The organism is Dolichospermum planctonicum (genome assembly GCF_005402965.1).
Classification (GTDB): domain Bacteria; phylum Cyanobacteriota; class Cyanobacteriia; order Cyanobacteriales; family Nostocaceae; genus Dolichospermum; species Dolichospermum planctonicum.
The window spans coordinates 1-19,650 of the sequence record NZ_BJCF01000022.1; the positions used below are offsets into that span (position 1 = coordinate 1).

19 protein-coding genes are annotated in these 19,650 nt (G+C 38.6%); 10 read left to right on the forward strand and 9 right to left on the reverse strand.

From position 1 onward, the window contains the following. Nucleotides 1–724 precede the first annotated feature (724 nt). Complete coding sequence (ppk1, locus tag FFO06_RS11100; RefSeq protein ID WP_137908100.1) at nt 725–2,890, reverse strand: polyphosphate kinase 1; 2,166 nt, start codon at nt 2,888–2,890, stop codon at nt 725–727. Between the two features lie 211 nt (nt 2,891–3,101). Between ppk1 and FFO06_RS11105 the strand changes: the two genes are divergently transcribed. After that, the gene (locus tag FFO06_RS11105; protein ID WP_236097127.1) at nt 3,102–4,565 is read left to right on the forward strand and encodes a sensor histidine kinase; all 1,464 of its coding nucleotides are present in this window, start codon (nt 3,102–3,104) and stop codon (nt 4,563–4,565) included. A 102-nt stretch (nt 4,566–4,667) separates the two neighbouring features. Then, nucleotides 4,668–5,534, forward strand: a complete 867-nt coding sequence (locus FFO06_RS11110; protein ID WP_137908150.1) for a tetratricopeptide repeat protein — start codon at nt 4,668–4,670, stop codon at nt 5,532–5,534. Between the two features lie 58 nt (nt 5,535–5,592). On the opposite strand, the gene FFO06_RS11115 is transcribed toward FFO06_RS11110, so the two are convergent. After that, a complete protein-coding gene (locus FFO06_RS11115) occupies nt 5,593–5,991 on the reverse strand; it encodes a response regulator (protein ID WP_028082090.1) in 399 nt (132 codons plus the stop codon). Nucleotides 5,992–6,218: 227 nt separating this feature from the next. Here FFO06_RS11115 and gyrA point away from each other — a divergent pair, with 227 nt between their 5' ends. The 3 genes from gyrA (at nt 6,219) to FFO06_RS11130 (ending at nt 10,053) form a co-directional block, all read left to right on the forward strand. Then, nucleotides 6,219–8,732 (forward strand): DNA gyrase subunit A, encoded by a 2,514-nt coding sequence (gene gyrA / locus FFO06_RS11120; RefSeq protein WP_137908101.1) that lies wholly within the window; start codon nt 6,219–6,221, stop codon nt 8,730–8,732. A gap of 87 nt (nt 8,733–8,819) precedes the next feature. Further along, on the forward strand, nt 8,820–9,767 hold the full coding sequence (locus FFO06_RS11125) for a cation diffusion facilitator family transporter (RefSeq protein WP_137908102.1): 948 nt from the start codon (nt 8,820–8,822) through the stop codon (nt 9,765–9,767). Between the two features lie 103 nt (nt 9,768–9,870). Further along, complete coding sequence (locus tag FFO06_RS11130; RefSeq protein WP_137908103.1) at nt 9,871–10,053, forward strand: CAB/ELIP/HLIP family chlorophyll-binding protein; 183 nt, start codon at nt 9,871–9,873, stop codon at nt 10,051–10,053. A 218-nt stretch (nt 10,054–10,271) separates the two neighbouring features. Here FFO06_RS11130 and FFO06_RS11135 read toward each other — a convergent pair whose 3' ends face one another. Further along, on the reverse strand, nt 10,272–10,712 hold the full coding sequence (locus FFO06_RS11135) for a hypothetical protein (protein ID WP_137908104.1): 441 nt from the start codon (nt 10,710–10,712) through the stop codon (nt 10,272–10,274). A 101-nt stretch (nt 10,713–10,813) separates the two neighbouring features. Here FFO06_RS11135 and petN point away from each other — a divergent pair, with 101 nt between their 5' ends. Further along, nucleotides 10,814–10,900 (forward strand): cytochrome b6-f complex subunit PetN, encoded by an 87-nt coding sequence (gene petN / locus FFO06_RS11140; RefSeq protein WP_013189847.1) that lies wholly within the window; start codon nt 10,814–10,816, stop codon nt 10,898–10,900. Between the two features lie 7 nt (nt 10,901–10,907). Next, nucleotides 10,908–11,069 (forward strand): hypothetical protein, encoded by a 162-nt coding sequence (locus tag FFO06_RS21525; RefSeq protein WP_190371442.1) that lies wholly within the window; start codon nt 10,908–10,910, stop codon nt 11,067–11,069. 282 nt (nt 11,070–11,351) lie between these two features. Here the strand turns inward: FFO06_RS21525 and FFO06_RS11145 are convergent, their stop codons facing one another. From FFO06_RS11145 to FFO06_RS11155, 3 genes are all read right to left on the reverse strand, one after another. Beyond that, complete coding sequence (locus FFO06_RS11145) at nt 11,352–11,594, reverse strand: DUF4327 family protein (RefSeq protein ID WP_028091717.1); 243 nt, start codon at nt 11,592–11,594, stop codon at nt 11,352–11,354. A gap of 689 nt (nt 11,595–12,283) precedes the next feature. Further along, nucleotides 12,284–12,682, reverse strand: coding sequence for a 30S ribosome-binding factor RbfA (gene rbfA / locus FFO06_RS11150; RefSeq protein WP_137908105.1), 399 nt, complete (start codon nt 12,680–12,682; stop codon nt 12,284–12,286). A gap of 125 nt (nt 12,683–12,807) precedes the next feature. Continuing rightward, nucleotides 12,808–13,014 carry a DUF751 family protein gene (locus FFO06_RS11155; RefSeq protein WP_137908106.1) on the reverse strand — a complete coding sequence of 69 codons (207 nt, stop codon included), beginning with the start codon at nt 13,012–13,014 and terminating at the stop codon, nt 12,808–12,810. A 163-nt stretch (nt 13,015–13,177) separates the two neighbouring features. On the opposite strand from FFO06_RS11155, the gene FFO06_RS11160 reads away from it, so the two are divergent. Next, on the forward strand, nt 13,178–14,005 hold the full coding sequence (locus FFO06_RS11160; protein ID WP_137908107.1) for a DNA adenine methylase: 828 nt from the start codon (nt 13,178–13,180) through the stop codon (nt 14,003–14,005). Here FFO06_RS11160 and FFO06_RS11165 read toward each other — a convergent pair. The 3 genes from FFO06_RS11165 to FFO06_RS11175 form a co-directional block, all read right to left on the reverse strand. Then, the gene (locus FFO06_RS11165) at nt 14,002–14,487 is read right to left on the reverse strand and encodes a PD-(D/E)XK nuclease superfamily protein (RefSeq protein WP_137908151.1); all 486 of its coding nucleotides are present in this window, start codon (nt 14,485–14,487) and stop codon (nt 14,002–14,004) included. The genes FFO06_RS11160 and FFO06_RS11165 overlap by 4 nt on opposite strands. A 405-nt stretch (nt 14,488–14,892) precedes the next feature. Next, on the reverse strand, nt 14,893–16,113 hold the full coding sequence (locus tag FFO06_RS11170) for a HetZ-related protein (RefSeq protein WP_137908108.1): 1,221 nt from the start codon (nt 16,111–16,113) through the stop codon (nt 14,893–14,895). Nucleotides 16,114–16,517: 404 nt separating this feature from the next. Continuing rightward, a complete protein-coding gene (locus FFO06_RS11175; RefSeq protein ID WP_137908152.1) occupies nt 16,518–17,180 on the reverse strand; it encodes an L-threonylcarbamoyladenylate synthase in 663 nt (220 codons plus the stop codon). 89 nt (nt 17,181–17,269) lie between these two features. On the opposite strand from FFO06_RS11175, the gene larC reads away from it, so the two are divergent. Both larC and FFO06_RS11185 read left to right on the forward strand, forming a co-directional pair. Then, nucleotides 17,270–18,550 (forward strand): nickel pincer cofactor biosynthesis protein LarC, encoded by a 1,281-nt coding sequence (gene larC / locus FFO06_RS11180; RefSeq protein ID WP_137908109.1) that lies wholly within the window; start codon nt 17,270–17,272, stop codon nt 18,548–18,550. A 133-nt stretch (nt 18,551–18,683) separates the two neighbouring features. Next, nucleotides 18,684–19,622: a lysylphosphatidylglycerol synthase transmembrane domain-containing protein gene (locus tag FFO06_RS11185; RefSeq protein WP_137908110.1), complete on the forward strand. Its 939-nt coding sequence runs from the start codon at nt 18,684–18,686 to the stop codon at nt 19,620–19,622. Nucleotides 19,623–19,650: the final 28 nt, after the last annotated feature.

Consider the following 19,650-nt stretch of genomic DNA (forward strand, 5'->3'; position numbering starts at 1 on the left):
TGACGTTTTTGGTGATTTACTGTTTCTCAAATGCCTTTTTTCACTTTATATGTTTGTTTTGATGCTCTCTTTAATTTTTTCTCTACGTAATTTACCTCTGTGACAGTTTGGGGTGCGGAATGTGGGTAGTAAAATAATTCACTCTATCTTATGGATGAATTTTAGTGATTAAAAAAATATTTTTATGCAGAAAAAAGATTTAGTCATGTCTTTTTCGCATCATGATTTTATGAAAAATTAAATTATTTGCTATTATGGAGAGTTGGCAAAGTCTAAATTGATATCTAGTATCACTAATACTAGTTTGGTGGTTAGAAACCGCACCTAAACAGAAAAAACCCACTTGCGTGGGTTTGGAAACCTTGATTTTTTCTGAGTTCCAAAGGGGATTTTGGTTTGATAATAGCGTTACCCTTGGGTATGACAGGGAATTACCATCAGGGTGAGGTACGATTTTGACGGGCAAGATGCCCGTACCACAAGATTTTTATTATTAATATAGGACTCCTATTTGATTTTTGATAGCTTGCGTGGCGTAGCCATACAAGAATTAGTAGGTATCAATTCTGTCTTTCTTCCAGTTAAGAGTTCCCTGTTCCCAGTTAAGAGTTCCCTGTTCCCTGACCACACAAGTAAATTCACAGAATCAAACCGGATTCCTATATCTGTACTTCATAATCTCGGAAAATGCTGTATCTTTGCAGATAGCTTTTTGAGATATTCTCTAATTAATACCAGTAGAACGTAATGCCATGGACATAATAGTTTTTTGGGAATTGGCTTCTGGACAGTTATCGCCGGGACATCTTTGGATATAATTACCATCAGGTTGTAGTTCCCAAGCATGGCGATTATCTGCTAACATAATTCCTAATATTTCTTGTAGATCTTTGGCAATATCTTGGTCTTTTATTGGTGTAATTACTTCGACGCGGCGATCTAAATTACGACACATCCAATCAGCACTACCGATATATATTTCTTCTTGACTATTATTGTGAAAGTAATATATGCGAGAGTGTTCTAAAAAGCGGCCAATAATGCTGATTACACGAATGTTTTCGCTGAGATTTGGTATTCCGGGACGTAAACAACAAATACCGCGAATAATCAGGTCAATTTGTACGCCAATACGAGAGGCTTCGTATAATGTAGAAATGATTTGTGGATCAACTAGAGCATTCATTTTCGCAACAATTCTGCCGGAAAATCCATTTTGGACATTGGCAATTTCCCGCCGAATTAATCCGAGAAAGCGATCGCGCATATTCACAGGTGCTACCATAATTTCTCGATAGGATTTTTGGCGAGAATAACCTGTTAAGAAATTAAATACATCTGTTAAATCTGCACCCAATTCTTCCCGACAACTAAATAAGCCTAAATCTGTATAGAGTCGTGCTGTTTTCTGATTATAATTGCCAGTACCAATATGTACATAGCGACGCATTTTATCTTTTTCCCGTCGCACTACTAGAACTATTTTGCTATGGGTTTTTAAGCCTACTAAACCATAAACAACATGAACACCCACTCTTTCTAAACGTCTGGCCCAATAAATGTTATTCTCTTCATCAAACCGTGCTTTTAATTCTACTAATACGGAAACTTGTTTGCCATTTTCCGCCGCAGTAATTAAAGCATTGACTATAGGTGAATCACCAGAAGTCCGATAAAGGGTCATTTTGATGGCTAAAACATGGGGATCTTGGGCGGCACTAGTAATAAAGCGTACCACTGTACCGGAGAAGGATTGATAAGGATGATGCACTAGTAAATCTTTTTCTCGAATTACGGAGAAAAAGTCTTTTCCTTCTTCTGGTTCGTTGATATCAGTATCAATACTGGGTTCTCTAAGTCTTTGTAACCGGAAGGGAACAACAGATTGACGCGGGGGATCTTTGAGTTCTGGTAGGGGTAATGCGAGAAAATACATTAGATCTCGCAGTGCTAAAAGACCATCAACTTCGTAAACATCGCTTTCAGTTAATCCTAAATCCTGGAGGAGACGAGAACGAACTGATACAGGGGTTTGGGAACGAATTTCTAACCTGACAGTATTTCCACCCATGCGGCGTTTGCGGAGTTCTTGTTCAATAGCTAGGAGGAGATCATCTGCTTCGTCTTCTTCCAATTCCAAGTCAGCATCCCGGGTAATACGGAAAGGGTGATATTCTTGAATAATCATTCCTGGAAAGAGGGATTCTAAATTATGGGCGATCGCTTGTTCTAAAGGAACTCCTGTCCAGTGAATAGTGTTATAATCTTCCTGGGTTGCTAATTCTGGCGGTATGGGCAAAAATCTGGGTAAGACTTTGGGAACTTTCACTCTAGCAAAAAACTCCTCGTCTGTTTCAGGATTTTTGACCACCACTGCTAAATTTAAACTGAGATTAGAAATGTGGGGAAAGGGATGACTAGGATCAACAGCTAGAGGAGTAAGAACGGGAAAAACCTGTTCCTGAAAATAATTATTTAAGTGATTTCGCTGTTTTTGATTCAATTCTATGTAATCTAAAATGTAAATTCCCCGTTGGGTTAAAAGTGGTCGGAGAACTTTCTCAAATTCCACGTTGTGTCTTTTCAGTTGGGGTTTGAGATGTGAACGAATATCATCTAGTTGTTTTTGTGGTGTCTGTCCATCAGGTGTTAATAAATTAACAGTAGCTTCTACCTGTTGCTTTAAACCTGCTACTCGCACCATGAAGAACTCATCTAAGTTAGAACTAAAAATGGCCAGAAATTTCAGCCTTTCTAATAGGGGAGTTCTAGGATCACAAGCTTCATGTAACACCCGGTTATTAAATTCTAGCCAACTTAACTCCCGGTTAATGTAGTATTGTGGATCACTTAGATTAATAAAGGTATGATTTTTTTTTGATTTCGCCATGATCATTTAGATAAAGTAGATATTGTTTATGAAGTATGAATATAAATATCTTAATTGCTACTGCATAGATTTTTACAGTTCCTGATATAAAAACTTGAGCAAGTTCTTAATATGGTATTTTTATGTATAAAAATACATTATGAATGCAAGTATTCACAGAAAATAATAACATCCTGAGTGTAACTTGTATGGTATCAAGAAAATCCCGTTCATGACTCAAATAGAATTGCTACATATTAGTTTTATGTCCATTTACTTATTTCAAGCAACTCGTCGTCGGTTAGCGATTTGGTACACGGCTATAACTGCGATTTTATTATTATTATTTGCTAGTGGTGTATATTTATATGTTCACAGTACATTAATTGAAAGAGTTGATGATACATTATATCATGTGGTGGAAGTTGTCGAGCGTTCTTTAGTCATTGAACAGATAAACCTGCAACCTCATCAATTGCGAGTAAATGTAAAATCTAGTTTTCCTAATAATGCTGAAAATGCCGAAGATGATCGCATTGATTTAGAGTGGTTTAGTCCTACTGGTGAATTATTGTGGTCAACTTTTTCGGAAATATTAAATATTCCTATTCATCCTAATCATACAGGTGAAACTGTGCGAGTAGCAAGCAAGGGAGGATGGGCAGAATCTGCACAATTATTAAGACAAGTTACCAAAAGAATAGAAAGAGGAAGACAGGTTTTAGGATATTTACGAGTAAGTCATCCTTGGTTTGAGGTGACAAAACCTAGCCGACAATTAATTTTTGATTTGGCTTTAGGAATTAGTTTAATGCTATTGTCAGTAGCAGCTAGTGGTTGGTTTTTGTCGGGTAAAGCCATGAAACCTGTGGGAGAATCTTACCAGCGTTTAAAACAATTTACTGCTGATGCTTCCCATGAATTAAGAAGTCCTATTGCTTTAATTCAAACTAATGTCCAGGTGGCTTTGGCTGATTTAGATTTAGTCAAAGAAGAAAATAATACTGTTCAATATCGTCAACAATTAAAAATCATGGAAAGACTGACTCAACGCATGGGGAAGTTAGTTAATGATTTGCTATTTTTAGCTAGACAAGATAGTGGAATTAACACAGATGTATTTTCCCTTTGTCCTCTTGATGCTTTATTAATGGAAGTGGTGGAAGAACAACAACTTGTAGCGAGGGAAAAACAAATTAATTTGGTTTTGAATTTAGTCGCTTCTCCGGGGACGGAAGTTAATGCTGAATTACAAGAAAGTTGGTTTACTCTCATCGGAAATTGGGAGCAATTAGTCAGATTATTTACAAATTTGATTGGTAATGCTTTGCATTATACTCCTGTACAGGGAGTAATAAAAGTGGAGCTAGAAAGAATTGAAGGCATAAATCGAGTTAGAGGAATGCGTTGCACCAATTCTCATTTACAAATTAAAGTTAGTGATACGGGAATTGGTATTCCTACGGAGGCACTACCAAAATTATTTGACCGCTTTTACCGAGTTGATCCAGCCCGGACACATATAAGCGAAAAAAGCTGCTCAACTACAAATACTGGTTCAGGATTAGGATTAGCGATCGCTCAAGCCATTATCGCTCATCATCAAGGACAAATTCAAGTAGTCAGCACACTGGGTGTAGGTACTACTTTCATTGTGATTTTACCCCTAAAACCGCCAATTTCGGAATTAAATTGACAACTGACCAATAGGCCTATCCATCTGATTTTGTTAAGCTATGTGATAGTGTAGCGTGAGATTAGCCTAAAGATGCCAATATTCGGACTAGGAGGTGGTAGTGTGCCAAAACACATTCGGTTAGTTTCTCTTTTAGTTGCTTGTAGTTTATGGAGTATTCCCTCTTCTGCTCATGCTCAAGCGTTTATACCCCATACAGTGCAAATTGATCACGCACAGTTGGAAAAGCAGGGTTTGAACTTTGCACGGGAGGCGGCTCAATTAGCTCAGTTTCAGCAAATTGAACCAGCCTTAATCAGAGCCGAATTGGCGGTGAAACTGGCTCCGCAGAATGATAAAGTCTGGTGGTTACTAGGGAGTTTGTATCTACAAACTAAAGAATTTGATCAAGCTATTACCACCCTGAATAAAGCCCAAACACTCAACCCCAAAAATGCTGAAGTGCTGTTTGCTTTGGGTTCAGCCAAGTTTCAAAAAAAAGATTACCAAGGATCAATCACTGATTATCAAGCAGGTTTGAAATTAAAACCCAATTATTCGGGAGGGTTATTTGATTTGGGCAATGCTTATTATATGCTCAATAAATTACCCGAAGCGATCGCTCAATTCAATTTGGCTGTCAAACAAGATCAAAAGTTTTGGCCAGCAATTAATAATATCGGCTTAATCAAACATCAACAAGGGGATATTTCGGGAGCAATTCAGCAATGGCAAACGGCAGTTAAGATTGATAAAAAAGCCGCAGAACCTTTATTAGCTTTAGCAATAGCTACCTACAATAAAGGGGAAATCCAGCAAGGGGTAAAAATGGGAGTATCTGCACTCCGCATTGATTCCCGTTATGCTGATTTAGATTTTCTCAAAGAGAATCTTTGGGGTGAACGGTTACTTTTAGAAGCCAAAAAGTTCTTAGAATTACCGGAGGTTAAATCAGCATTACAGGAGCTCAGACAAGCGCCAACGCCCTAATCAAACAAAAGTCCAGGGAGTAGGGGGTAAGGAGTAGATAAAATTACTCATGACCTAATTATGCTTGTGGTAAGAGTCCTAAAATTTGGTCAACAAACTGTTGATGATCAACTACAGGCTTAGAAATGTAACCATCAGCACCGCTTTGTTTCAAAAAATTTTCTCGATCTCCTTCCATTGCGTGTGCTGTCACTAAAATCACTGGTAATTTAGCCGTTTGTGGGTCAGATTTCAACATTTGGGTAATTTTGATCCCATCAACGGACTTACTTTGATATACACTACGGGACAGAGAGACATCCATTAAAATTAAGTCAGCCGCTCCTGACAGGGCAATTTTGAGAATCTCTTCCACATTTTCTGTATGTTTTACACTCAAACCGCCGCGTTTAGTCAGAATTTTAGAAAAAACGCGAGCATTAATTAAATCATCGTCGACAATTAGAACTGTTTTCATGAAACTTTATACTCATAGAGTTAACACCTGGGCAATGTCTATTGTATTTTTAATAATCTATAAGCTACAAAGATCCCATCAAGGATAATACTACTGCTTTTTATCTTCATGACTATTAAGATTGTGTGAGTATTTCTATTTAATCCGTGATGGTAAATTGCGGGGTATGTTATCTTTTAGCGACTGTTGTGTAGTGAAAATTCAGGGAAAATTCAGGGAAAAACTTCATGGCAAAACAGTTAAACCTTCTCTCTAAAGGACAGGTAATCACCACCGCCCTGCACACCGAAATGCAACGGTCATACTTAGAATATGCCATGAGTGTGATTGTGGGGCGAGCTTTACCAGATGTCCGTGACGGCTTAAAACCAGTACATAGACGTATTTTATATGCTATGCACGAACTGGGTTTAACGCCAGATAGGCCTTATCGAAAATGCGCCCGTGTGGTGGGAGATGTTCTAGGTAAGTACCATCCTCATGGTGATCAATCTGTCTATGATGCTTTAGTGCGCTTAGTACAAGACTTTTCCAGCCGTTATCCCTTACTGGGAGGACATGGTAATTTTGGCAGTGTTGATAATGACCCGCCAGCAGCCATGCGTTATACGGAAACCCGCCTCGCTCCTGTGGGACAGGAGGGAATGTTAACGGAAATTGCTGAGGAAACTGTGGATTTTACGGGTAATTTTGACAATTCCCAACAAGAACCAACGGTACTACCGGCTCAATTACCATTTTTATTACTTAATGGTTGTGCGGGAATTGCTGTAGGAATGGCTACAAATGTCCCTCCCCATAATTTGGGGGAAATTGTTGATGGTTTAATTGCTTTAATTGACAATCCTGATTTAAGTGATGAAAAATTATTTCAATTAATTCCCGGTCCTGACTTTCCCACAGGTGGGGAAATTGTTGATCATGGGGGAATTAAAGAAGCCTATACCACTGGTAAGGGCGGTATTGTCCTGCGGGGTATAGTAACAGTGGAGGAAATTCCTGCCACTAGGGGGGGTAAACGTCGCACAGCCTTAATAGTTACAGAACTGCCTTTTCAAGTTAATAAGGCTGGTTGGATTGAAAAAATCGCCGATTTAGTCAATCAAGGTCGTTTACAGGGAATTTCTGACATTAGAGATGAAAGTGATCGGGAGGGTATGCGCGTAGTTATTGAACTTAAACGCGATACAAATTCACAAGAACTGCTTCAAAATCTGTATCAGCAAACGGCTTTACAAACGACTTTTGGCGCGATTCTATTGGCTTTAGTTGATGGACAACCCCGCCAATTAAGCTTACGACAACTATTGCAGGAATTTCTCAAGTTTCGAGAACATACTCTCAACCGTCGCTACAGTTATGAATTGGGAAAAGCAGAAAATCGGGTTAATATCCTCTCAGGATTACTCAAAGCTTTATCAAATTTGGATGATGTCATCACTATATTACGGCAAGCTGCGGACGGAAGTACAGCCAAAATGACACTTTGTAGCCGCCTAGATTTGAGCGATTTACAAGCGGATGCAATTCTGTCCATGCCATTACGTCGTCTCACCAGTTTAGAGCAACAAAACTTACAAGAGGAATTTGACCAACTTAACCGCGAGATTAGCGTATTGCGGAAATTACTGGAAGATAGACAGGAATTACTCAAAGCTTTAAAAAAGGATTTGCGATCGCTCAAACGTAAATACAATGATCCGCGACGCACCAAAATAGTTAACACTAAAGAAAACCCTGTTTCAGGAGAGAAAGGTAAAACAGGAGTAGGGAGTCAGGAGAAGAAAGAAATCAAAACAGAGGTGGCAAAACTGGCCACTGAAGAAACGATTTTAGAAGTCACTCAACGGGGTTATGTGCGCCGTATTTCTCCTAGTAGCAAAAAATCAAGAGGGGAAAATGGGTTGTTAGACCATGATTTCATTATTCAAACCGAATTAACTAATACCCACAAAGACTTATTAATCCTTACCAGCAGTGGTAAAGTTTACCCCATTACTGTGGGAGATATTCCCGTCACTACAGGACGTGCAGCCAGGGGAACGCCATTAATTACCATGCTTACCAATACTGCCCAGGGTAACACAGAAGGTGTCATTAGCCGTTTCTTGCTCCCAGAAAAACCCGAAACCCAGGAAATGGTGTTGTTGACCAAAGAAGGACGTATTAAACGCCTATCTTTATCAGAATTTGTGAATCTTTCCCGGCGAGGCATTACAATTTTAAAGCTGAAGGATAATGATGAATTAGCTTTTACTCAATTCATTACTAGCGGACAACATATAATTTTGGCGAGTTCTAGCGGTCGTTTGTTGAGGTTTCCCGTTAATGATGAACAACTACCGATTATGGGTCGCGCTGCTATGGGATTACAAGCATTCCGCCTTTTAAAAAATCAGCAAATGGTTGGTTGTGTCAATCTTAATCAAGATCACAAATTATTACTAGTAACTCAAGAAGGATTTGCCACTGCAATATCCTCGACTGCTAATCAGTTGAGGGTTGCAAATCGGGGAGATTTAGGTATCCAAGTTTTAAAATTTCATAACAAAACAGACAATTTAGCGGCAATGGTACAAGTAAAACCAGGGAGAGAAGTCGCACTCATGACCAATAAAGACCGGGTAATTCGGGTATCTGTGGATATAATTCCTAGCTTCAGCAAAGATACTAAAGGTGAAAGTATTTGTCAACTCAATCGAGATGAGAAAATTATTGCTGTGGTGGAAGTAGATGTTTAATGAAGATTTATTTCACGCAGAGGCGCAGAAGGCGCGGAGAGTGAGAGTTGGGAATTTTTCAGTTTTTTTGTTGTTTATTTATCAGTTATGACACAGGACAACCACCACGAACACCATCATCACCATGGACATGGACACCATCATCACAGTCACGCTCCGGCAACATTTACTCGTGCTTTTGCTATTGGTACTGTACTTAATTTAGGTTTTGTCCTCTGTGAAATAACTTATGGTTATTTAGCACACTCTCTGGCTTTGTTTGCTGATGCTGGTCACAACCTGGGTGATGTATTGGGACTCCTCCTAGCGTGGGGTGCAAGTTCCCTGTCCCGTCGTCCTCCCAGCCACCGCTATACCTATGGTTTACGTGCTTCTTCAATTTTGGCCGCTTTAACAAATGCTGTGGTCTTACTTTTGTCTATGGGTGCTATTGGCTGGGAAGCTATCCGCCGCTTTAATGATTCTACTTCTGTATCAGGTGAAACTATTATTGGTGTTGCCATGGTGGGAATTATCATCAATACTTTGACGGCAATGATGTTTATGTCAGGACGCAAAAGTGACTTGAATATTCGGGGAGCATTCTTACACATGGCTGCGGATGCGTTGCTATCCTTGGGAGTGGTGGTAGCGGGGATTGCTATTTTATTCACCCATTGGGTGTGGCTTGACCCATTGGTAAGTTTAATTGTTGTCGTCGTTGTCGTGATTGGTACGTGGCAATTACTTAGGGACTCTATAAATTTGGCACTTGATGGAGTACCAGCAGGAATTGAGTTGCGGGCTGTGAAAAATTACTTAATGGAACGTCCTGGAGTATCAAAAATTCACGATCTTCATATCTGGGCTATGAGTACGACGGAAACGGCACTCACGGTTCATTTAGTCATGCCAGAAGGCTATCCTGGTGATGCTTTTTTATGGGAAGTTTGTCGGAAACTTGAACACCATTTTGGGATCAAACACGCTACTATTCAGGTAGAAACGGGGGATTCTGCTTATCCCTGCGCTTTAGAACCCGACCACGTTGTCTGAAGAATTTTAATACAATAATACAATGTTGCATTTTTGAATAAATTTGTTATATTTATTTACATAAAGCAATATAGCTTAGTAAATCCTAATTGGAGTGCTAACCATGACTAATGCAACAAAAACAGCTACTACACCTGTAGCTACTGACCGCAATGCTTGGCGTTGGGGTTTCACACCGGAAGCAGAAATCTGGAATGGCCGTTTAGCAATGATTGGTTTTTTAGCAGCAGCTTTAATTGAACTATTTTCCGGTCAAGGCTTTCTCCACTTCTGGGATATTCTGTAATTTTTCGATAACATATAAGACTCCTATTTGAGTTTTGAACAAAATTTGCTAAACTTGATATATCCCCGACTTCTCAAAGAAGTTGGGGATATTATTTTTACAGCAGTTTCCGATATTATGAAGTACAGATATTAATGATAAAACTTTTGTGGTGCGGGCAAGATGCCCGCACAAAGTGTACCTCACTCAAAGCTACTTGCTGTATGTTATTTATAAATTCATGAAAACGGTTTAAGCCATTTTCGTAAAATAGCAGTATCTAAAGCAAAAGCCGCCAGGGCAAACCACAATATACTTTCTGCTACTAAGATTAAAAAAGGCAAAAGCGGATTATTTATATTCCAGCCAACTTCGATTTGAGTTAATCCCCGCACTAAACCAAAAGCCAAAATTCCCCCAGTTTTCAGGTGAGGATTTGTATCTACGCGGATAATATAACGGTAGGTGACACCAAATAGAAACCCAGAAAACCCTGCTATTACACCACTTAATAACACCTGTAAACTTACCATATTAATGGTATGATAACCAACCAAGTAAAAATACTTATACAGCCATAAAACATTAATCAAGCTAGTGCTAAGGAAAGCTAAACCTAAAGATATACTACCAATTACTCCCGCTTTTAGGGATTCTAACCGTTCTGCCATTAGTTCCATGATATTGCCAAACCTGCTATGAATATAGTTAATGAATCAACCGCGTTTTCCCAGTATGATAAATATTAGAGACGTTTTGTAATTATTTGAAAAGTAGAACTATGATTTTGACACTGGGTTGGGTATCACTGTTAGTTGTGTTTACTTGGTCGATTTCTATGGTAGTTTGGGGACGCAACGGACTATAGAGGAATCGTGGAAAGTCCATTTTTGGGTATTTTAGCCTTATTTGGCGTAGTGCTGCTGGTAGGAGTCACTGGTGGTGTTGTTTACCTAACATTAGCAGATTGGCGCGACCGTCGTCGTCTCGAAGACGAAACCCGCGCAGCCCGACGTAGCACTAGCAAGCGCAAATAATCATATCGCAGCATATATATTGCTATATTCTGCGTTAAAAAGTGTTTATGTGGGGATAACAGCTATTCCTATCCCTACATAAACTATATTTATTGCTACCATAAAATGTTCACGGAATTTATTTCCTCTTCCTTTCCGCGCCTTTGCGCTTTGGCGTGAGAAAACCCTTCCAGAAATACCCAGTAGTAAATAAATTAAAATCAAAAAATATACTTGCCTGTAGCCAGAAACTACAAACAAGTACAGTTAAAAATAACAGCAGTTTATTAAATAAAGACTAGATTAATCGTTATCCCATTCTTCGCGGCCGATTAAATCACCGATACGATCACGGAGTAAAAAATCACATTTTTCTAATTCACATTCAACGCAAACCCACTCCCTAGCAGGTATAAATTGGCAAAGTGTATATATTGGTTGCTGACGGCCAACCATTCCCCTTTCTACCAGTCGACGGGCTTCGTCCTGGATAACATTCAGAGAATAGTAATTGTAATTGATAGAAGGCACCGTATTTACAGTCATGGTTTTTTACTCACAAAATTACATTTAGAAAGCGTTCCCATTATTCGCTAGGAACTAGGAACAAAGATGGCAATAATTAAACCTGTATCCAGGGTTTTGTAGTTTGCTATACGGAACTATTATCATTTTGACGCTATACACTTCTAAATTATCTAAAGAAATGTTAAATTTGTCAAGAAAATATGACATTTATGGTATTTGGATTTCATATTCCCAAGATAAAAGAAACTAATTTTACTATTCAAACCTAAATATTTCCATTTTCAACAACTTCTACATTAATCTATGAAAAAACTATTAAAACTATACTGGACTTGTTCTAACGTTAACTGTACTAGTTTAGGTGTATTTATGGGATTTGACATCTATCCCAGGATACAGGATCTACAACACCTTTAATTATTTAAAAATAGGGAAGATGATCTGATCCCAAAAAGCTAACATAAGCTAACAATATCACTATCCAGTCCCCAGGCTACCACCGTCAACCTGACCGCTTCTTTTTCTAAATTAATCGCAGCATGATCTTAATTACTCCAGAACAACCCAGGACTTACGCAAAATATCTCTCCCTAAACCCCCATTTCTCCGTGACCTCTGTGCCTGGAGTGGTTCGTTATTCCGTGACTCATGCGTAAGTCCTACAACCAATAATATCAAGATTTCTCTATATTCCGGTCAGTTTTGAATCATTCAACCATTTCTTCTGCCACCTCATCTATACTTGACAATGTCCGTTGCTGCTGAAGTTGGTTTAATAAACTCAGCACCTTAGTGCCTCTTTCTATAGACCTATCTTCAACAAATAGCACTTCTGGAGTGCGCCGTAATCTAATTCTCGCCCCAAGTTCACTGCGGACGTAACCTGTAGCAGATTTTAAACCTGCCATTGTTTCCGCTTTAGCTTCCTCGGTCCCATAAATACTGACAAAGATTGTGGCGTGTTGCAGATCTCCAGAAACATCCACATCCGTGACACTCACCATTCCCGTACCCACACGGTCGTCTTTAATCCCGTTGAGTAGCATTTGGCTAACTTCCCGTTTAATTAATTCAGCAACGCGGGAAACGCGGCGATTTGTAGCCATATAAATTCCGCCTTCTCACAAAGTTTTGATAACATGATTCTAAATGTAAGTTAGAGTGGACTGTGCTTGATGTGATTAAATCAAGAGTAAAAGTCCAATAGACTAAAACTTTTTCTTTCCCTAGTCTAGATTGTATTTAACCCCAACATAGCCCGGAGAGTAAGGGTTACGAAAAAAAGACCACCAGCAAAAAAGCCTAAAATAGCAATCAGTGTCACAGGACGTTTCAACAGAGGAAACAGCGGCTCAAAAGTGTTGAGAAAAATACCTAAGACGATACTAACCAAGTAACGAGGGTAGCGGAAGACGTTATCCCAAAATCCATCAAACATTTGAATTTAAACCGCCTTGTGATATAATGCAAGTTTGTTTTTGTGTTCTTTACCTACTCTGATTATAATATATAACCAATATAACCATCATATAGCAGGGAGCGGGAAGGAACAGGGAATAGATAACTTAGATTAATTTGGTTTTTATTTTAACAGTAAGTAGATGGTAAGTCAAATTCCTCAACAAATTTACCCACGGCCATTTTTAAAGTGGGCTGGGGGTAAAACTAGATTAATTTCGCAATATAAAGACTATTTTCCTAAACATTACGAAACTTACTATGAACCATTTTTAGGTGGTGGAGCAGTTTTTTTCTATTTGCAACCATTTCAAGCGGTTTTAACTGATATTAATGCAGATTTAATTCTTACTTATCGGTGCGTTAGAGATAATTTGGGAGAGTTAATAACTCTGTTGCAATATCATCAAATCAAGCATAATTCAGATTATTATTATGATGCAAGAAATCATCATGGTGGGACAGATTTAGAAAAGGCGGCTCGGTTTATTTATCTGAATAAAACTTGTTTTAATGGACTTTATCGGGTTAATTCTCAGGGTAAATTTAATGTTCCTGTGGGGAAATACAAAAATCCTGGTATTTGTCAGGAAGAAGTTTTAAAATTAGCGTCGTTTGCACTCAAGAATGTAGAAATTAAACAAGGGAATTTTGATGAGGTTTTAAATTATCCAATTGGTAGTAATGACTTTGTTTATTTTGATCCCCCCTATTATCCTCTAAATAGAACTAGCAATTTTACAGCTTATAGTAATTTTTGTTTTGATGAGAATCAACAAATAAAACTGAGGGATATTTTTAGTAAATTAGCTAATAAAGGTGTAAAAGTTATGCTATCTAATTCTGATTGTCCATTTGTTCGTGAGCTTTATGCTGGGTTTAATATTCATACTATATTAGCAGCAAGGTCAATTAATTCTCATGGTCAAAAACGAGGAAAAATAAATGAATTATTAGTAACTTCTTATTAGAGATTATTATTGTTAGCCCAGGCAATAAATGAACTCAAATCATAAACACCTAGGAGATTTTTATTCGTATTAACTTGTGTTTTTAACCAGTTAATTGCTCCTGACTTCATGCCACCGCCATCAATTAATACAAGGGCTGGTACAGGATAGCAATTTTGAATATTCAAATTGAGATAGGGTAGTTTTTCATCAACTGAACCACTGCTATTCTGCCATTTACATTCAATAATTAGCCCATCGGAGATTGAGGTAGAATTAATAATATAAAAGTCTACAGTTATTTCGCTACCATAAATTCCTTTTCCAATATGAACTTGCTTTGCATATCTTTTGAGTAATTGATTCGAGTTTAAAAGACATTCAAGGCGTTTTTTTTCTGGTAAATCAGAACCTACCTGGGCATATTTATGACCTAACAAAGTCCCTTCTACAGTTGTCTCTAAGACACTGCCGGCCTTAGCTGCTTTTCTACCCTGAGTCATAGTCATGCTTAACCCCCCTACTAAAAGTCATACCTATTATAGCATTCCATAAAAGCAGTAGTAAGGCGTGATTAACTCATAAGAATTTTTAATTTTTCTAAACTACGATAAAAATAATATGATACCTTTGTACTGAAAAACAACTATATTAATTTCTAGCTAAACAGGACTTACGCAAAATATCTCTCCCTAAACCCCCATTTATCCGTGACCTCTGTGCCTGGAGTGGTTCGTTATTCCGTGACTCGTGCGTAAGTCCTACTAAAATCTAAAGTTGCTAGTTTGTTACTTGTGGTAATAAAATTGTAGGTTGGGTAGAACAAAGTGAAACCCAACATTGTGACATTTAACATTTACATGATTTTGTTGGGTTTCCTTGCGTCAACCCAACTTACCGAATTAAATTTAATTGCTCTTAGGTTCAGCATGACCATTACGAATAGACCATGCTAGTTCTAACATTTGAGTCCAGCGTTTTTGGAGTTGTTTAGGAGTACATTGAACAGCTTTAGAGATAAGTAAATCACTTTGACAAGCAGTTTTCAACTCAAAAATTTGCTGTTGTTGTGGTGTGAGTTGATGCCAAAAAGTATCCCATTGCTGAGAAGATAGACCTAACTTGTGTTCCAAACCAGCGCCCAACCATTGATGAACTAATTGCCATTGGTGCTGTTTAGCGAACTTCTCAACGTGATACTTAAATCTTTGTTGTAAATAATCGCGTTGACGACTAGTTAAACCGAGAATTTGGTCAATTTCCGGTGCAGAGAGATCCTGAAGTTTAAGAGTCAGATAATCCATACAATCAGATTGTCCTTGAGACTCCAGATATTTCATTAATTCCGTAATTACTCGATTGCGTTCCGACTCCTCAGAAGGGTCAAAACCAGGTTTAGCAATCATTTGTGAGCGAATTTGCTGCACAGCCACATTACGCTGATAAGATTCCGCTTCTTCCGTTTTCGCAGAATCTACAGCCATTTCAATATCTACAGTAGTTTCTTGAGGTTGACGACGGGCAAAACCTTGAGCGCGTAAAACAATTAACTGTTGATTAGCTCCACCTGGTAAATTAATCCGGCGTTTGGCATACTGTTCTGTAAAAGCCATATACTCGGCCACTTGTAACTGAGTCCGGGGGGTGTAATCTTCAGGTAATTCGGTTTCCCGACGAAAAGCTTTAATAGCTTCGATATAAAAAGCCTGTAAAAAATCTTCAATGAGATTGTAACGAGCGTCAAAGCCTAAATCTGAGCCGGCAACAGCAACGTGACGATAAACAATAGCCCCCAAACTACTATGTAATTCCACCCGTCCTTGTCTAGAACCGAGTTGGTAGTAACGCAGGCACTTTTGTAAACGATGTCTTCCTAAAGTAATTTGCCAAGACTGAATTTGTCCTGAATTTTGGATGCGGGAGCTTTTATCACATATCCGTTCTACTTCCTTGGCTATGCGCCCGACGACATCTTGCACACCAATCGATGTAGCTTTAACTTGAGATTGCATTTCCTGGGATAAAAGTTGCACCAATGTATCGCTGTTGACAACAGACAATTCTTCCAGAGAAATATAGGTATTAAAAGCAGATGTAGAATTAGACAGATTGGCGATATTAGCTTTCATGACTTTTCTGTAAAATTGGTATTGCACCTTAACTCAAATGCAGATACAGTATTTAAGAGCAGTCACGGCAGTGAGAACCTTTGAGTATTCTTTCTGTGAAGATTCACCACCTGGACGGCTGAAATTTAGATACTGTAGGAAATTTCCCAAGTTAAGGGCTTGTTAATTGTGTCGCTTTGTTTTTAGCAACTAAATCAAAGATGGCATAATAGATATTCACTTTGAGGACAAATCGCCAAAAGGTTAGTCATGGTAAAATTGGCCTATAGCCTGCGTGGCGTAGCCATAATTTGATCAATTAGGATTACAGCACCCGTAAGGATGACAATTTCCTTGGAGTCAGGTGATCATAAATTAGCGCAACCGAGTCCAAAACAAAGGGTTGTACTTGTTAAACTTTATCCTTAAACCCAAGTGGCTACGGCTTCCCAACCTAAACCTCTGCGAATAATAACTGGTTCTTCATCGGTCAAGTCTAAAATGGTAGACACTTGATATGTCGGCTCTTGAGCCGTATCAATGATGATATCTACCAGTTTATCTAAATGGTCATATAAATCTACCCGTGACAGTATTGGTTGTACTCCGTCTCCATTTATTTCCTCATCTTCGTCATTCACGCTTTGGCTTTGAGCCGAAGTCGAAATAATCGGGTTTCCTAAGGCCGCCAGTAATGCCAAGCAAACGTTATGATTTGGCACTCTAATTCCTGTGGTTTTGCGTTTGGGATTTTGCACTAGTCGCGGTACTAATTTGGTAGCAGGGAGCAAAAATGTGTAGGGACCTGGTATTAACCGCTTCATAATCCGGTAGGCTGTATCACTTACGAAGGCATAAGTAGCCACATTGGAAAGTGAGGGACATAAAAATGTCAGGGGTTTATCATTTGCTAACTGTTTAATTTGCCGCACTCTTTCCACCGCCGACTTGGCATTCAAATCACAACCAATTGCATAAACTGTATCAGTAGGGTAGAGCATAATAGCGCCACCTAATAGCGCCAACTTTATTTCCTCTATTCGGCGACTTTGAGGATTATCAGGATGAATGGTGAATATTTTGGCCATAATAGGGTTGGTAATGGGTAATGGGTAATGGGTAAAAGTTTTCCTTCTTTCTTCTGACAACGGATAACGCACAACGGACTAATAAATTTATGAATAAAATTGCTTATTTTCAATGTCCAACAGGGGTTGCTGGCGATATGTGCTTAGGAACGTTAGTCAGTTTAGGTGTGCCTGTGGGGTATTTAGTAGAAAAACTCAATAGTTTGGGAATTGAGCAAGAATACCGACTGTGGGCAGAATTTGTCCACCGGCAAACTCAAGAGGCGACTAAAGTTCATGTTGATTTATTAGATCATCACCATCATCATAAACATAAACATGATCATCACCATGGCCGTCATTTACCAGAAATAGAGAAGATGATTCTCAATGGCAAGTTACCAAAGCGGGTGGAAGCTTGGAGTTTAGCTGTTTTCCGACGTTTGGCAATAGCTGAGGGGGCTGTTCACGGCATTGCACCGGAAAAAGTTCATTTTCATGAAGTAGGTGCTGTAGATGCGATTGTGGATATTGTTGGTACTTGCTTAGGATTGGATTGGTTGGGTATTGACAGCAATCAGCAGGGCTTTCCCTTGCTATACTGTTCGGCTTTCCCTACGGGGGGTGGAACTGTTCATGCGTCCCATGGACGAATGGCAGTACCAGTGCCAGCGGTGTTAAAATTGTGGGAAATGCGGGGTTGTCCAGTTTATAGCAATGGTATTGATAGAGAACTGGTAACACCGACGGGGGCAGCGATTACTACTACTTTAGTGCAGGACTTTGGTTCACCGCCACCAATGACTATCAAACAGGTAGGATTAGGGGCAGGTTCTCTAGATTTACCCGTTCCTAATATACTACGGCTTTGGTTTGGTGAAAGTGAATCTTTACAGACTGATAATTCTGATTTTGTGGAACATTCCCCAAATTTGGAAACCATTACTGTATTAAAAACTCAAATAGATGACTTAAATCCCCAAGTATTCGGTTATTTATTTGAGGCTTTATTTGCTGCTGGGGCGCTGGATGTTTTTACCCAACCGATAGGAATGAAAAAATCTCGTCCCGGAATTTTGTTAACTGTGATTTGTCATCCAGATAAATTAGATAATTGTGAAGCGGTGTTATTTCGAGAAACCAGCACTTTAGGGATTCGTCGCACTACTGAACAACGATCAATTTTACATAGAGAAATGCAAAAAGTGGAAACTATTTATGGGACAATATCAGTAAAAGTGGCCTGGAGAGAAAAAGCGACAGAAAAGGTAATTACAAATGTCCAGCCTGAATATGAAGATTGTGCAGTTTTAGCAGGAAAAAATAATATTCCTTGGCGAGAAATTTATCGTTTGGCATTAGAAAGTTGGTATTTAAAATATCAAAATTAACAAGGTATAAATGATTAAATAGAAAATGGGTAGGCTAGAAGCCTACCCCAAAAGAGTAATATATTATTACGGGTATTGTGCCTAGTTTTAAAAATAGGTAATTCTCGATATTTACAATTTTCACAAATAAAAAATGAAAAAAATTTTCCGGTGGTTGATTTTAGGGGGAACGCTGTTTTTTTTATTAAAAGCCTTCAAAGATAATTGGTTGGGAGTTAGTGCTATTCGGATTAATATCACCGGCTGGTTAATATTAGGTACTGCTACGGGTGTAACTTTATTGGCACATATTTGGGCGGGTTGGGTTTGGACTTGGGTGCTAAAGGAGTTAAATCAATCTGTATCTTCCATGGAGTTTATTCAAGTTTATTTAAAAACGAATATTGCTAAATATTTACCTGGGAATGTCTGGCATTATTATGGACGAATTATGTCAGCAAAAAACGCTAATATTACTACTAATATTGCTACTTTGAGTGTTTTATTAGAACCACTCTTAATGTTAGCAGCCGCTTTAATTATTATTGTTTTATTTGCTAGTCAAATTGTTGTAAATATAAATAATTGGAAAATTAATTTAGTTATGCTGCAATTATTGGGTTTAATAATTGTTTTGGGTATACTTCATCCTCGATTTTTAAATCCAGTCATTCAACTTTTAGACAGGTGGAAAAATAAAAAATCTCACCTAGAAAACCAGTTAATAGATAGTTTTAGAATCAACCGCTACCCTGTGAAACCCTTATTAGGAGAAATAGTTTTTTTAGGGTTGCGTGGGGCTGGATTCATTTTAACTATGTTAGCGATAAATTCCTTAACTTGGCAGCAAATACCCTTATTATTCGGCACTTTTAGTTGTGCTTGGGTAATGGGATTAGTTATGCCGGGAGCGCCCGGTGGTTTAGGCGTTTTTGAAACCATAGCCATATTACTATTACAATATCATTTTCCGGCGGCTTTAGTAATTAGTGCGATCGCTCTTTATCGGCTCATTAGCATCTTAGCAGAAACCACCGGAGCAGCCATAGCTTGGTTACATCAAAGAATTAACCATAAAAAAATTCCTTCTTAACCTTCTTCCTCCGTGTCCTCTGTGCTTC